Here is a 13,624-nt window from a genome sequence, read left to right on the forward strand (position 1 = left end):
GACTTTAATATGAGTGCATTATGGCAACTGACATAACCCAGCCCTTATCAGACACCCTGACACAACCAGATCATACTGCCGAGCAGCGTTATGTCATCTGTATGAAATGGGGTGATAAGTATGGCCCAGAATACGTCAACCGCCTATACAATATGGTGAGCCGCCACCTGACATTGGACTTTCAGATGGTATGTCTGACCGATGACAGTACAGGTATTGACCCTGCCGTAAAGTGCTACCCAATACCTGAGCTAGATCTACCTGCAGGCCCTGAGCGTGGTTGGAAAAAGCTTACCACCTTTAAGCCTGAGCTGTATGATCTCAAAGGTGTAGCATTATTTTTAGACATCGATATCGTCATCGTTGATAATATCGATGGATTTTTTACCTATCAAGCAGCGCACCCAGACAGCGTCGTTATCATTCGTGATTGGAAAAAACCATGGCGCATGATTGGTAACAGCTCGGTCTATCGCTTTAATATCGGTATGGGTACTTATCCTAACTTGCTGGCAAACTTTGAGCGTAACTTTGAGACCATTCGCACGCAGGTGCGCCATGAGCAGGCTTATCTATCGAACTATCTGCGCGAGCATCATCATTTAGAATACTGGGATAAAGACTGGTGCGTGAGCTTCAAATACCAATGTATTGCCCCTATTCCACTTAATCTGGTACGTGCCCCGACCCTACCTGAGGGCGCAAAAATCGTCATTTTCCACGGTGAGATTAATCCGCCCGATGCCATCAAAGGCGGCGGCGGCAAATGGTACCGTCATGTAAAATCAAGTCCATGGCTTGAGGAGTATTGGCAGTAGGTTAAAAAATTATCAGCCAAAGATTTCTTTCTTAAAGAAACCATAGTAAGTTAAATTTCCAAGGATATCTTTTTCCTTAAGCTCTTCGTGTAAGCTAAGCTTGTGCAAGGAGGCTTGTGTTTTAATAAACTGATATTCCTCTAATTTAAATTTTTTATTCATTTTAGTCTGCAGTAAATGCGGTAGTGTGTCATCCTCTGCTGGGAAATTAAAATCAATGACATTCATATCTTTTAATTCATTAATCATTATCTGGAAAAAGAAGTAATGAGGGATTTCCTCCTCATTTTTCCAGAAGTATAATAATAAATCTAACATCACTGAAGATAGTTCACTTTTTTCATGACCATACATGATACTACTCAAGTGTTTAACTTTAAACTCTTCACGCCAACTAAAGTAAAAGTGTTGGTCACCTTTGCCCCAATCTTTATTAACAGAATCAGGATCTCTTGAAAACATAAAAAAGTCATAATCTTCGTACTTAGTAGGAAGATCATCGGTGAGTAATATTGATGCATCTAACCATATGCCTCCATAGACGTTTATTAAAAGGACTCTTAATAAATCAGAAAAAAACACTGGACGAAACTCAGGATTCTTTCTTTTATCTTTTATAAACTCAGGTAAATCAAGATACTCATCTATGTTTGCATCTGTAATCCGTATTACCTCATAGTCACCTTTATACTTATCAACTGATGCAAAACATAATTTAGCAGTATCTTTAGCATTCTCTACCCCTTGGGCCCAATACTGCCAAATAATTTTTTTATTCTTAAAATCCTTTTTGGGTTGAATGTTGTACTTTTCGATTTCACCATTAAAGTAAGCCTCTATAATACGATTCCAGTATGTGGCTACTTGAGCTTGTACTGGAAGCTCTGAATATCGAAAACCCCATTCCTTTCTTTTACTTCTAGGCACTAGACCATTATAGAAAATCTTAAAAGGTTTATTACTGATAACGTGAAAAATGTTTTCCATGGTCTATATCCCTTTCAAAATTTTATCTAGTTTAGAATTCTTAATATCAAGTATTGTTTTTTGATGTAATGGTAGCGCTTTACGAGCAGTTAGGTAGAGCTCTGAAAAGAAATTATTGTATTGATCATAGGTGTCTTTTAGTAAATCTTTCTGGTTATTTTTAGCTATTTTATTTAACAACCCTATATAACGCTTATAGACCTTATACTGTAAATAATGATAGCCATCTTTTTCAGCATATCTCTGATAGTTTTCAACACGATAAATAAAAGCAAATAAATAATCATCTACGTATTTTTTATCGAGATTTTTTAGAATAGAACCCTCACGCTCACGATACTTTATGACTGGATACTTCAAATAGCTATATTTAAAATTCTTTAACGAAAGATCGGTCATAAACAAGATATCTTCAAAGTTCAATCCTTCTTTAAATCTTACATCTTGTATCAGCTGTCTTCTAAAGACTTTATTCCAAACATGGTTGCTGTTATTTGCAACAACATTGTCCAAGAAGTCATTGTTATTATTGGCTAAATTTCTATTGGCCTTGCCTATAAACGCCTTTTTCTTAACTTCTTTTTCTCCACGTAATGACACATAGTCTGCACACAACACATCCGAATTTAGCTTTTCTAGCTGTGACATGACAGATGAATAAGCATCTTCATACATGACGTCATCAGAATCTATGAACCATACATAATCTGCTTGAGCCATATTAAAAAGAGCATTACGGGTTGCTGACAGCCCTCTGTTATGAGGTGCGTCAAAAACATCTACTTGAGGATGTTTCTTATAATGTTCTATGATAGACGCACTGTTATCTGTCGCCGCATCATTCATAATTAAGATTGATGCTCTATTATCTATTTGAGCAAGGATTGACTCGATACATTCCTCTACATAATCTTCAACGTTATACACAGGTATTAAGATATTAATTGTTATATCATTTTGATTCATAACACGCCCACATTGAAATCTAATTGATTACTGGAGCATGTCCTAATTCTATACATATAGTCAATCCTAAATAAAACTGGTAGGCAAGATACTGTGCACCACGAGACTATATACTAATGGTATTTATTTTTTGCAGCATCTGTAAGCGTAGAAACAGCAAGTAAGGAAAATGAACACTAGTAGTGATGTACCTGTTTTAAAGTAGGTTAACTATAGTAATAAAATAAGGACATGCCCTAACTATTTGATAATAAACTTTGAAACAACTCATAATATGCCTGAGTGACATGTTTTTTATCGTAGTGTTTTAAGACTTTTTCTCTTGCGGCATGAGCAAACGCTTGGTAGTTTTTTGGATCAGACAGCACGGTCTCTAAGATATCTGCTAGCGCTGCTGAGTCGCCGATAGGAAATAAAAATCCATCTGCTTTATCATCAATCAGCTCTTTTACCCCCATCGCGGTACTGCCTACTAAGACGCAGCCGCTTGCCATAGCCTCTAATACTGCAAGATTCAACCCTTCAAAACGGCTCGACATGACAAACACTTTATGTTGGCGCAATAGCTTTTCAACCTCACTACTGTACTCTATAAAAGTCACTTGATCTTGTAGCTCATAACGAGCCACTAGGTCATGTATTCGTTTTTGATAGCGCTTACGGCCACTCCCTACTAGAGTCAGCGTGGGAGTGATGCCTTTTTGTTTTAACTGCTGTAGCGCTTCAATCAAAGTAACATGGTCCTTACTTTTGGCATAGCGCCCCACCATGATCAGATCTTGCGGCCTTTGATGGACAGCTACGGGATGAGCACCGCCAAATCGAGTGGTATCGATACCATTTGGAATGGCATGAATGGGGGCATGAAGACCTTGCGCAGACAATACCTGAGCCACCCCTTCAGAGACCGCCACAATACTGGCCGTGGATTTACTGAGTTTACGTGTTTGATGTCGCGTCCACGGTGTGTAGCGCTCTTTAGAATTATGCTCCACTTGTACTAGGTAAGGCACTTGTGCCAACAGCCCTGCTCGTCTTCCAAGTAAATGCTCAGGAAACCCATGCGCAACCAATATGTCAGGTCGCCATTGCTTACATAGTTTTTTTAATTCATGGACAGTCGCAAGATGCGTCTTACCTGTGACTATTTGATAGTCGATGCCTTTTTCTTCAAGCTCTGTCAGCTTTTCTGCGACTGTCGTTTTTTTTCGGCGCAATACTAATAAATTGTCCGTTGATTCGATTTGATTGTGAGCCTCGACCAAATCAATAGCAACTTTCGTCGCTCCAGAAAAGCCACCAGTGACAAAATGTAAGACTCTCAACGGCTTCTCCATTATTTTATTAGGCGTACGACCAATACCAGAAAAAGAGGCAGATTTATACTATTTCTACCCAGCACATTTTTTTACCCAGCACACCTTTGCGCCAAAATTGTATCGCGCTCGGCAGTGTGGCCTACAGATGACCAGCAGCTTCATGATGCTTGCTAATAAATAATTAGCGGCCAAGCGCAGCTATGATACAACATCCATCATATATGTGCGAGCTTGTCGATACCCTCCCCATAACAAATCAAAAAAAGCCAAGACCATCAAAGTCTTAGCTTTCTTCATGCAGCGTCATGTTAAAACTTAATCAATAAAGCTGAGCCAATCCATATACTGCTCATTACGGCCATGCACCACATCAAAATACAAGGTTTGCAGCTTTTCTGTCAACGGGCCGCGGCCACCATTGCCGATGGTACGATCATCATATTCACGAATCGGAGTCACTTCGGCAGCCGTGCCAGTCATAAAGATTTCATCCGCCAAGTAAAACTCGTCACGCGTGATGCGGCGCTCGACGACTTTGATACCCAAATCTTCAGCAAACTGAATAATGGTACGACGGGTGATACCGTCAAGCGCGCCGCCGCCCAGATCTGGCGTATGTAGCACACCGTCTTTGACCAAAAACAAGTTTTCGCCTGCGCCTTGGCAGACATAACCTTGTGGGTCCATTAGGATGGCTTCGTCATAACCATTTCGGGTGACTTCTTGGTTGGCCATGATAGAGACAGGATAGTTGCTCGAGGCCTTGGCTTTACACATGGTCACATTGGTCATGTGGTGGGTAAATGATGAGGTTTTGACACGGATACCGTTTTTGATGCCTTCTTCACCAAGATAGGCACCCCAGTGCCATGCCGCAACCATGGCATTGATACTGTTATCACGTGATGATAGGCCAAGTTTTTCTGCCCCAACCCAAATCAGCGGACGGATATACGCCTCTGCCAAGTGGTTTTGTTTGACCACGTCTTTTTGGGCTTGCTCAAGCGCCGCTGCATCAAAAGGCACATCCATCTGAAAAATCTTCGCTGAGCCCATCAAGCGCTCAGTGTGCTCTTTTAGGCGAAAAATCGCTGTACGGTTGTCAGCAGTTTGGTAAGCGCGAACCCCTTCAAATACTGCCATGCCATAATGTAGGCTATGAGTCAGTACGTGGACGCTGGCATCGGGCTGCTCGATCATCGTGCCATTCATCCAAAGCTTACCTTCTTGTGTTGCCATATTCATTTTATAGTCCTTATGCTAGCGCTGACGTCTAACTTTTTTAAGTAGGTTTTGTTTAACAGTGATTATCAATCGTATATGATACCACCACCACATTTATTTTTATGGTAAAAAATGCATTTTGGTTGTGAAAATCGGTTTAAGAAAACCAATTGTCAATTTTTTTATAAGTAGTTTGTACATCGTCTCAATGCTCAAGGCGTATCCTCAGCATCATCCACCCCCATCAAGCGCTGCCACTGATCTTGCACCAGTGCGCGCGTCTCTTTCCATAGCGACTCATCGACCAACAGCGACTGCTCAGATAGTGCCAACTGGTGAGTGGCCGCACGTATTCTGAGATAAGCATCGGTCAGATCTTGGCAAACTTGCTGATCCCAGATACCAAGCAACGCCATTTCTTCAAATATACGGACATTGTCGCTCCATTTGGTCAAGCTTGGATGATCATGCGAATAGGCCAATACCGCAAATTGTGCCAAAAACTCAATATCGATGATCCCGCCGGCGTCTTGTTTCAGATGAAACTTGCCCGCTTGCTGCTGCCACTGACTGGTGCCCAGATGTTTTTGCATCTTGATACGCATACTGGTGACTTCCGTGCGCACCTGCTCTATCGTGCGCGGTAGCGATAGCACCTCTCGGCGAATATCACAAAAGCGCGCCGTCACTCGCTTATCACCGCATATCGCTCGCGCTCGCACCAGCGCTTGGTGCTCCCACGACCATGCTTTGTCCATCTGATAAGTCTCGAACGCATGGCAGGAGACCACCATCATGCCAGCATTACCTGACGGGCGCAGGCGCATGTCAATCTCATAAGCGCGGCCATCTCGGGTTTGGGTATTTAAGTAGTTCATTAGCTTTTGTACCAAGCGCGCCGCAAACTTCATACCGCTCACGGATTTTTCGCCCGTGGTCATGCCCTGCTCTTTTATCTTGTGCAAAAACACCAAATCCAAATCTGACGAATAGGACAGCTCTAGCCCGCCAAGTTTGCCATAACCGATAATGGCAAAGCCGCAGTCCGCCTCGGTCACAGGATCACCATCTTGGCCGATGGGATAACCATAACGCTTGACAATCTCGGCAAAAGCACGCTCCAGCGCCGCCTCTAGCACCACAGCGGCGATATAGGTCAACGAGTCTGACACCTTCATAATCGGGCGCTCAGCCAATACATCACTGGCAGCGACTGCCAACACTTGGTTTTTTTTAAACAGTCGCAATACGCTTAGTAGCTTTTCTTCGTCATTGGGCTCGACGCGCAATAACTGTTGCCGCAAGATATCACGTAGCTCAAGCTTGTCTGGCAGGTGACGATAGCGCTGCTGCAAAAAAGTATCGAGTAACACCGGATACTGCGCCAGCTCTTTAGCAATCCAAGGGCTGGCTGAGAGCATCGGAATCAGCTCAATGGTAGCGTTGGGGTTTTCGGCGATCATCACCAAATAGATAGAGCGGCGGCAAATCGCCTCGAGTAAGGAGATGAGCCTCGGCAGTGCGGTGTTTGCCAGTTGCTGCTGCTCTTGATGAGCAAGCAAGGCATGGACAATGACCGGATAAGCATCATCCAAACGCTCACGAGCTTCATCGCTCAGATTGGCGACCATTTTTGACTGCCAAAAGCCTTGTAGCAGCTCACGATTGTCTTTTGTCAACACCTCATTTAAGCGGGCGATTTGCTCATCTAGCTGCTCTGGCTCAAGGTCGGTATCTTCGTGGTCGGGTATTTGCCGCTCGGTGACCATACGCTCAAAGGGTACATTGACATTGTGGCGGTGATGGTTGAGCGTACTTAGTAACCCTTCCCAATCAGCAAAACCAAGGGTAATCGCCAGATTGTGCTGCCACTGCCGATCATGAGGCAGACGCTGGGTTTGTTGGTCATTGATTGCCTGAATACCATGCTCGAGTCGGCGCAAAAAACGATAGGCTGCTTGTAGCTGCTCGTAGGTACTACGCTCTAAATACTCAAGCGTGTACAATGCCTGCATCGCTTGCAGGCAGGATTTGATCTGTAGCTGTGGGTGCCTGCCGCCATAGATAAGCTGAAACGCCTGAACGATAAACTCGACATCTCTGATACCGCCTGCGCCAAGTTTGATATTGTCCAAATCCTCGCGCTGAACCACTTGGTTTTGAATCAAAGACTTCATCTCTCTGAGCGCCGAAAACGCACTATAATCCACATAATAGCGAAAGACAAAGGGTTTGATGAGCGCTTGTATCGCCTCATAAAATGGCGGCTCTATATGGCCGACCACACGAGCCTTGAGCCAAGCAAAACGCTCCCACGCGCGCCCGTGTAATGAAAAGTATTTTTGTAACGCAGACAAATGGATGGCCAAGTCGCTACCATCACCCCATGGACGCAGGCGCATATCGACACGAAACACAAAGCCATCTGCGGTATTATTATCAAGCAATTTAATGATGCCTTGACCAAGCCTTGTCATAAAGCGCTTATTGTCTATGCTGCGTGTGCCCTTGGTTTTGTCGCCATTGGTCTCACCGCGCGCTTGATGGACAAAGATAAGGTCGATATCACTGGATAAATTCAGCTCATGCGCGCCAAGTTTTCCCATGGCCATAATCGCCATGTCGTCTGTTTGTACTTGACCCTGCGCATTGATAAAAGTCGGCTCGCCGTACTTTTTGATCAGATGCTGGTAGGTATAATTCTTGGCAAAAGAGATACAGCCGTCTGCAAACTCCGACAGCTCATCGGTCAATTGCTCAAGCGCTATCATGTGCAGCGCGTCTTGCCAAATCCAGCGCATCATCAGCAAAGTGCGCAGATGGCGAAGACCACTCATCACTTTGGCCTCATCAGCGAGTTGGTAGTTTTCATCCAACGTATAGTCTTGGATCAAGTCATCGATTTGCTGGCGTGTGAGGGTTTGATCCAGCGGATAGCTACGCAAAAACGTCTGACAAGAGACTGTCCGACTCTCCCAAATCTGATAAGCAAACTCACTGGCAGTGCGTAATATCTGCAGCTGCTCTGCGGTCGGCTGATAGTCTGTACCATGGGTCGAGCGTGAAGACATAGCAGGTAACATAGAAAAAGAAACTCCTTACATAGAGTGATAAGACTACGTGAACCTAGCCCATAAGTTTATTATTTTTTATTACGAAGCAGTCACCAGCTCCCATCACGACATCTAATATGTCTATATCTGGTAAACTTGGTAGAAAACCCCATTCATTCACAGTGATCCTATCTGCTTTTGGCCGCTTTATGGTAGCATAAACCACTTTAGCACAAATGATAGATAAGACCTCCTATGACCACCACGACCCCTTTGCTGTTAGTGACGGCTGATCCCAGCCATCCTCTCGCCCATTTAGCCCTACGTTATGCTCGTGCCTATCTCAGCGCGCGCCCAGCAGATGACAGCAGTCATACCTTGAACGTGTTTTTTTATGGCGACGGCGCACATACGGCCAATCGCTTGCGCTGGCAATCGGCAGACCAGCTTGATGTGGCCAAAGCATGGCAAAATCTGGCAGAGCAGTATCAGCTGTCGCTACCGGTCTGCGTCAGTACCGCACTCGGTCGCGGTATTAGCGATACCGATAACAGCGCCCGCCATCAGCTAAGCGGGGATAATCTGGCCGCAGGATTTACCTTGGTCGGTCTAAGTGAGCTGGCAATGATGATGCAGGCTGATGGCCGGTTGATACAGTTTTGATCACCTCAAGCGATATAAGCTCAGCCCAACTCATCAGTACATTTAAGTAGGAGATTTCTATGAAATTATTGATTAAGCTGCATACGCCGACCGAAATGGCCAGCTATGAAGGTTGCGCGTTGGCACTAACGCTGGCGACCTTTGGTCATGATGTGCAGCTGTATCTAGATGCGCCTGTCTTTGGCTTGCTGATGCAGCCAGAGTCACGTTTGCACGGGATGATACAATCGCTTGAGCTCTATGACATGCCAGCAGCGTGGCTGCCTGACGATGTCTTTAGCGGCTGGGTCACAGGTATGCTGCCTACTGATCTGGCCTCACAGCTGATATTGGTTCCAGAAGTGATACCTGCAGCAGACTTCGAGCGAATCTTAACCTTTTGATAATTCAACCCTTTGTCAAAATCTGTACAAGCTCACACAACTATATCAAAACCACCATCCATTTGGCGTTTGTGCTTACCGATAACGCATAGGCATCGATAGACGCAAGCGGCTGGATATAATTTGGACATTATCATGGCAACTTTATATCAATTACATAGCAGCATAGATACGCTAAGACGCTGCACAGACGAGATGTCTCGCACTTGGCAGCGCGGTGATAGCATCTTGTTATTGGGGACGACGGCTGCATTTATCGACTGGCTCAATGCTTATTTGGCTGACAAAGACATAGACGGTATCGCGGCTATGTATGCGCTGAGCGATGATATCGCGCAGCTCACGACCAGCGCCGTTGAGCAATTACAGCTAGATACCAAACTCAGTGCAATACTAAGCGATCAACAATGGGTCGCACTGACAGGAAGCATCGATAGCAATCATGCTAAATTTGATAAAGTGGTGACCATTGCCCTATGAACGATAGTACAACCCATGCCGCACAGCCCGCTATTGAATTGGATGAAGACGGCCATCTATGTGACCACACCATTTGGACGCCTGCCATCGCCCAGCAGCTAGCCGATACCTTAGAGGTACAGCTAGCAGAGGAGCACTTGCAGGTTTTGCTGCAGGTACGCGCGTTTTTTGCCAAATTCAACCACCCACCAGCCACCCGTCCACTGATCAAATGGCTACAAAAAACCCTGCCCGAGTACGACATCAGCAACCAAAAGCTACAGCAGCTGTTTAACACAGGACTGGTGGCGCGCCATGTCAATCGCTTGGCAGGCTTGCCCAAACCGCCGAACTGTTTATAGTTTGTATTTGATAGCAGCCATGGCCAGTAGCACTATTTTGGATCATACACCGTCAAGCTCTCATAGCCGATACTGCGCCCTTCATCGCCTACAAACCCCTGCTGACGCCAAATTTCGTACAAGCATATCGCCACACTATTGGACAAATTAAGACTGCGCGAGTCCGCCAGCATCGGCAAGCGCAGCCAATGAGCCGCGCCAATGTCCTCTCGGATATCATCTGCCAGACCAGCCGTCTCTGAGCCAAAGACCAACGCGATGTTTGGCATCTGGCCAGTCTCATTATCCGGTCGTTTGCCAAAATCATAGTCATAAAAAGGCTGGCTCAGCTTGGTAGTCAGAGCAGTAATGGTATGACAATCCGCCGCTTGTAGCGCACGTCTGGCAGCTGGCCAATCATCGTGAACCTGCATATGCGTGTACTCATGATAATCCAGTCCTGCACGGCGCAGTTTTTTATCATCAAGCTCAAACCCTAATGGCCTAACCAAATGCAGCTGAGCGCCTGTATTGGCACATAAACGAATGATATTGCCGGTATTGCTGGGCATTTTGGGGGCTACCAGCACAATATGAATGGTCATACAAACTCCGTGAGTGGTCTAAATTTTAGACAGTCAGCCCGATATAAAAACGATACAGTAATATGAAAAGCTGTTTTCTCAGACTTGAGCAGCGCAGGCACAGCACCCAAGAAAACCAACGTTTTATTGATCGCATTGAGCAGCTTGATCGCCATATATCCGATTTATTTGAATTCGACTATAGATAGCATCAGTAAGTAATCATAAGTTACAGTTTACTGCCAATAATTACATTTTGATACTGTGCATGGTTTTTAACTTTCACTATGATGTCTGTAACGGATAGCAAGACGGTATCTACATTTCGCTTTGCTATCTAGCAGCCCTACAGTAAGCCTTGGTACCATACTAAGTGTTACTGTCATTACTTATAACAATCGATTTATCTTGAGGATATTATTATGAAAAAAGTAATCATCGCATCTTTGACTGCTATGTTTGTTTTAACTGGTTGCAACACCTTTAAAGGTCTTGGCCAAGACGTTGAAAGCGCAGGCAACGCTGTAACTGACGGCGCACAAGACGTTCAAAACAAAATCTAAGCTCAATAAGTAGATTTTGTATTAAAAAGGCTTATCATTTAGTTGATAAGTCTTTTTTTGGCTTTGTATTTTTTCATACATTATATCTCATTGGTAACGTTCTATTTTTTACTTTAATAGATTGCGCAACCTGTCATTTTACAAATCTCATTTTATAAAAACGCTCGCAATATCTGATTGAGATAACGCTGGCCTAACTGGCTTGGCTGTAGGCGTTCTGTGCTATCTACCAGCAATCCTTGCGCCACCAAACCCTGAACCTGCGCGGCAATCTCAGCATACCCAAGCCCTGTCCGAGCGCTAAACAATGACCACGCCACCCCACCATGTAGCCTTAGGGCATTGAGCATAAACTCACTGACCAGCTCATCAGGCGCAATGGCCTGCCAGCCGACCATCTTTGGGGCCATCAAGCTAGTGTCATCCGTACTGACACGGTGATAATCCATATAGTCTTTTGGCAAGCGCGATTTACTAAAACGATAGATACCAGACTGCGCACGTAACTCGTTGTTTGTGTCAAATGCTGCATGATCTAGGGCATCACTTGCAATGGTGACTTTGCCATGAGCTCCCGCGCCAATCGCTAAATAATCACCAAACTGCCAATAGTTCACATTGTGTCGGCATGGCTTATCATACGAGCCTGCCCAAGCAGATACTTCATAATTGGTGTAACCAAGCTGCTGCAATAGCGCCTGACCCGCCTCTTCAATATCGGCCAGATTGTCCTCGTTTGGCAATACAGGCTGGCTACGATAAAACACCGTATTTGGCTCAATCGTCAGCTGATACCAAGATATATGTGTCGCCCCCGCCTCATGCGCCATCTGAATATCGGCCAATGCTTCTTGATAAGTCTGCTGCGGCAACCCATGCATCAAGTCCACATTGACCCGCTCAAACCCAGCCAGCCGAGCTGCACGGATCGCGGACAGCGCCTGCGCAGGATCATGGATACGCCCAAGCGTTGTCAGCTTATCAGCGGCAAAGCTTTGCACACCGATAGACAAGCGATTGATACCCACGTCTAGATACTGAGCAAAGGGCGCATGCTCGAGCGTTCCTGGGTTGGCTTCCATCGTCACTTCGATATCAGCAGCAAAACAAAATATGTCTTTTAGCCCTGCAAACAGTCGCTGATAGTGAGCGATTGGTAATAGCGACGGTGTACCACCGCCGATAAAAATCGAACTGACCTCTCGCCCTTGGGACAGCGGCTGCTGCATCAGTGCATCGGCTAACAGCGCATCGACATACTCATCATACATAGACAGCTGCGTATCCGCTGGCAGCTCGTGTGAATTAAAATCACAATAAGGGCATTTTTTTACGCACCACGGAATATGAATGTAGAGCGCCAATGGGATCTCGCCCACCTCCAGCCTACCTGCATTAGACATCGTCTTATGGTCGCGGCTATCATTAGATAAATTAACTGCTTGGGTGTTTGACATAACAAAGGTATCTATTAAAAAAAGCTATTCAAAAACGAATAACCAACAATGCGAAAAATAACGCGCGGCGATGATGAGCAAAAGCAGCACTAGGATAACGACTACACAGTATAAAGAAAAGCGCTGGATGATAAAATCATACTGACAGCCATTTACAGGAGCAGATATTGGCATAAATGACTGTATAGCGACTATATATTGAGCGCGTAATGATCAAAAGCAACCACTCAATAATAACAAAAGGAGAATACGATGGCCTATTGGCTCATGAAATCCAACCCTACCTTTTTCGGCATCAATGATTTACAGCGCCTAGGTACAGAGCACTGGGATGGCGTGCGCAATTACCGTGCACGCAACTTTATGCGCGACGATATGCAAGTCGGTGACAAGGTGTTTTTTTATCACTCCAGCGCCAAGCCTTCTGGAGTTGCCGGTATCATGACTATCAGTAAGGCGGGCTACCCTGACCCCAGCCAATTCCATCCTGAGCATCGTCACTATGACCCCATCGCCACTGAAGATCAGCCGCGCTGGTATATGGTAGACGTCACTTTTGAGCAAGCTTTCACCGACGTTTTGCCTTTATCAGCGCTTAAATTCCTGCCTGCGCTAGAGGACTCATTAGGGCGTGTTGAACACTCAAAAATAGGCACTGCTGATCGCTAAAATTGTTCCAGACAAGGCGCAAATCGACGATAATGCAGATGCCTTAGCTAGGTTTGCAACGCAGTATGGCGCAATTTTAGCATCAGCCGTAGGGACAGGACTCTTTTTTGCCGCTTCATTGGTAAAAATAGACGCTTA

General features: G+C 45.1%; 14 protein-coding genes. 7 read left to right on the plus strand and 7 right to left on the minus strand.

Annotated features, from left to right (window positions below):
* Positions 1–20: 20 nt before the first annotated feature.
* Positions 21–818 (plus strand): glycosyltransferase, encoded by a 798-nt coding sequence (locus tag J3491_RS10510; protein WP_207970177.1) that lies wholly within the window; start codon positions 21–23, stop codon positions 816–818.
* Between the two features lie 12 nt (positions 819–830).
* Here the strand turns inward: J3491_RS10510 and J3491_RS10515 are convergent, their stop codons facing one another.
* From J3491_RS10515 to glnE, 5 genes are all read right to left on the minus strand, one after another.
* Positions 831–1,805, minus strand: a complete 975-nt coding sequence (locus J3491_RS10515) for a capsular polysaccharide synthesis protein (RefSeq protein WP_207970178.1) — start codon at positions 1,803–1,805, stop codon at positions 831–833.
* 3 nt (positions 1,806–1,808) lie between these two features.
* Positions 1,809–2,771, minus strand: a complete 963-nt coding sequence (locus J3491_RS10520; RefSeq protein ID WP_207970179.1) for a glycosyltransferase family 2 protein — start codon at positions 2,769–2,771, stop codon at positions 1,809–1,811.
* Positions 2,772–3,007: 236 nt separating this feature from the next.
* The gene (locus J3491_RS10525; RefSeq protein WP_207970180.1) at positions 3,008–4,096 is read right to left on the minus strand and encodes a glycosyltransferase family 4 protein; all 1,089 of its coding nucleotides are present in this window, start codon (positions 4,094–4,096) and stop codon (positions 3,008–3,010) included.
* Between the two features lie 309 nt (positions 4,097–4,405).
* On the minus strand, positions 4,406–5,335 hold the full coding sequence (locus J3491_RS10530; protein WP_075102435.1) for a branched-chain amino acid transaminase: 930 nt from the start codon (positions 5,333–5,335) through the stop codon (positions 4,406–4,408).
* A gap of 191 nt (positions 5,336–5,526) precedes the next feature.
* Positions 5,527–8,397: a bifunctional [glutamate--ammonia ligase]-adenylyl-L-tyrosine phosphorylase/[glutamate--ammonia-ligase] adenylyltransferase gene (gene glnE, locus J3491_RS10535; protein WP_243456349.1), complete on the minus strand. Its 2,871-nt coding sequence runs from the start codon at positions 8,395–8,397 to the stop codon at positions 5,527–5,529.
* Positions 8,398–8,622: 225 nt separating this feature from the next.
* Here glnE and tusD point away from each other — a divergent pair, with 225 nt between their 5' ends.
* From tusD to J3491_RS10555, 4 genes are all read left to right on the plus strand, one after another.
* Positions 8,623–9,030, plus strand: coding sequence for a sulfurtransferase complex subunit TusD (gene tusD / locus J3491_RS10540; protein ID WP_207970181.1), 408 nt, complete (start codon positions 8,623–8,625; stop codon positions 9,028–9,030).
* Positions 9,031–9,089: 59 nt separating this feature from the next.
* Positions 9,090–9,413: a hypothetical protein gene (locus J3491_RS10545; RefSeq protein WP_207970182.1), complete on the plus strand. Its 324-nt coding sequence runs from the start codon at positions 9,090–9,092 to the stop codon at positions 9,411–9,413.
* A gap of 135 nt (positions 9,414–9,548) precedes the next feature.
* A complete protein-coding gene (locus J3491_RS10550; protein ID WP_192995514.1) occupies positions 9,549–9,893 on the plus strand; it encodes a hypothetical protein in 345 nt (114 codons plus the stop codon).
* The gene (locus J3491_RS10555) at positions 9,890–10,234 is read left to right on the plus strand and encodes a TusE/DsrC/DsvC family sulfur relay protein (RefSeq protein WP_207970183.1); all 345 of its coding nucleotides are present in this window, start codon (positions 9,890–9,892) and stop codon (positions 10,232–10,234) included. The genes J3491_RS10550 and J3491_RS10555 overlap by 4 nt, the downstream gene beginning before the upstream one ends.
* 32 nt (positions 10,235–10,266) lie before the next feature.
* Here the strand turns inward: J3491_RS10555 and J3491_RS10560 are convergent, their stop codons facing one another.
* Positions 10,267–10,818 (minus strand): tRNA (cytidine(34)-2'-O)-methyltransferase, encoded by a 552-nt coding sequence (locus J3491_RS10560; protein WP_207970184.1) that lies wholly within the window; start codon positions 10,816–10,818, stop codon positions 10,267–10,269.
* 401 nt (positions 10,819–11,219) lie between these two features.
* Here J3491_RS10560 and J3491_RS10565 point away from each other — a divergent pair, with 401 nt between their 5' ends.
* The gene (locus J3491_RS10565) at positions 11,220–11,360 is read left to right on the plus strand and encodes an entericidin A/B family lipoprotein (RefSeq protein ID WP_075102429.1); all 141 of its coding nucleotides are present in this window, start codon (positions 11,220–11,222) and stop codon (positions 11,358–11,360) included.
* 152 nt (positions 11,361–11,512) lie between these two features.
* Here J3491_RS10565 and hemW read toward each other — a convergent pair whose 3' ends face one another.
* Positions 11,513–12,763 carry a radical SAM family heme chaperone HemW gene (gene hemW, locus J3491_RS10570; RefSeq protein WP_207970188.1) on the minus strand — a complete coding sequence of 417 codons (1,251 nt, stop codon included), beginning with the start codon at positions 12,761–12,763 and terminating at the stop codon, positions 11,513–11,515.
* A gap of 306 nt (positions 12,764–13,069) precedes the next feature.
* Here hemW and J3491_RS10575 point away from each other — a divergent pair, with 306 nt between their 5' ends.
* On the plus strand, positions 13,070–13,486 hold the full coding sequence (locus tag J3491_RS10575; RefSeq protein ID WP_243456351.1) for an EVE domain-containing protein: 417 nt from the start codon (positions 13,070–13,072) through the stop codon (positions 13,484–13,486).
* Positions 13,487–13,624: the final 138 nt, after the last annotated feature.

Origin of the sequence: Psychrobacter halodurans (assembly GCF_017498075.1) — a bacterium.
Taxonomy (GTDB): domain Bacteria; phylum Pseudomonadota; class Gammaproteobacteria; order Pseudomonadales; family Moraxellaceae; genus Psychrobacter; species Psychrobacter celer.

Excerpts from the sequence above, each read along its gene's own strand:
- glnE (WP_243456349.1), bottom strand. The coding sequence starts at position 8,397 with ATGTTACCTGCTATGTCTTCACGCTCGACCCATGGTACAGACTATCAG.
- J3491_RS10520 (WP_207970179.1), bottom strand. The coding sequence starts at position 2,771 with ATGAATCAAAATGATATAACAATTAATATCTTAATACCTGTGTATAAC.
- tusD (WP_207970181.1), top strand. The coding sequence starts at position 8,623 with ATGACCACCACGACCCCTTTGCTGTTAGTGACGGCTGATCCCAGCCAT.
- J3491_RS10550 (WP_192995514.1), top strand. The coding sequence starts at position 9,549 with ATGGCAACTTTATATCAATTACATAGCAGCATAGATACGCTAAGACGC.
- J3491_RS10530 (WP_075102435.1), bottom strand. The coding sequence starts at position 5,335 with ATGAATATGGCAACACAAGAAGGTAAGCTTTGGATGAATGGCACGATG.
- J3491_RS10515 (WP_207970178.1), bottom strand. The coding sequence starts at position 1,805 with ATGGAAAACATTTTTCACGTTATCAGTAATAAACCTTTTAAGATTTTC.
- J3491_RS10560 (WP_207970184.1), bottom strand. The coding sequence starts at position 10,818 with ATGACCATTCATATTGTGCTGGTAGCCCCCAAAATGCCCAGCAATACC.
- J3491_RS10575 (WP_243456351.1), top strand. The coding sequence starts at position 13,070 with ATGGCCTATTGGCTCATGAAATCCAACCCTACCTTTTTCGGCATCAAT.
- hemW (WP_207970188.1), bottom strand. The coding sequence starts at position 12,763 with ATGTCTAATGCAGGTAGGCTGGAGGTGGGCGAGATCCCATTGGCGCTC.
- J3491_RS10565 (WP_075102429.1), top strand. The coding sequence starts at position 11,220 with ATGAAAAAAGTAATCATCGCATCTTTGACTGCTATGTTTGTTTTAACT.
- J3491_RS10545 (WP_207970182.1), top strand. The coding sequence starts at position 9,090 with ATGAAATTATTGATTAAGCTGCATACGCCGACCGAAATGGCCAGCTAT.
- J3491_RS10510 (WP_207970177.1), top strand. The coding sequence starts at position 21 with ATGGCAACTGACATAACCCAGCCCTTATCAGACACCCTGACACAACCA.
- J3491_RS10555 (WP_207970183.1), top strand. The coding sequence starts at position 9,890 with ATGAACGATAGTACAACCCATGCCGCACAGCCCGCTATTGAATTGGAT.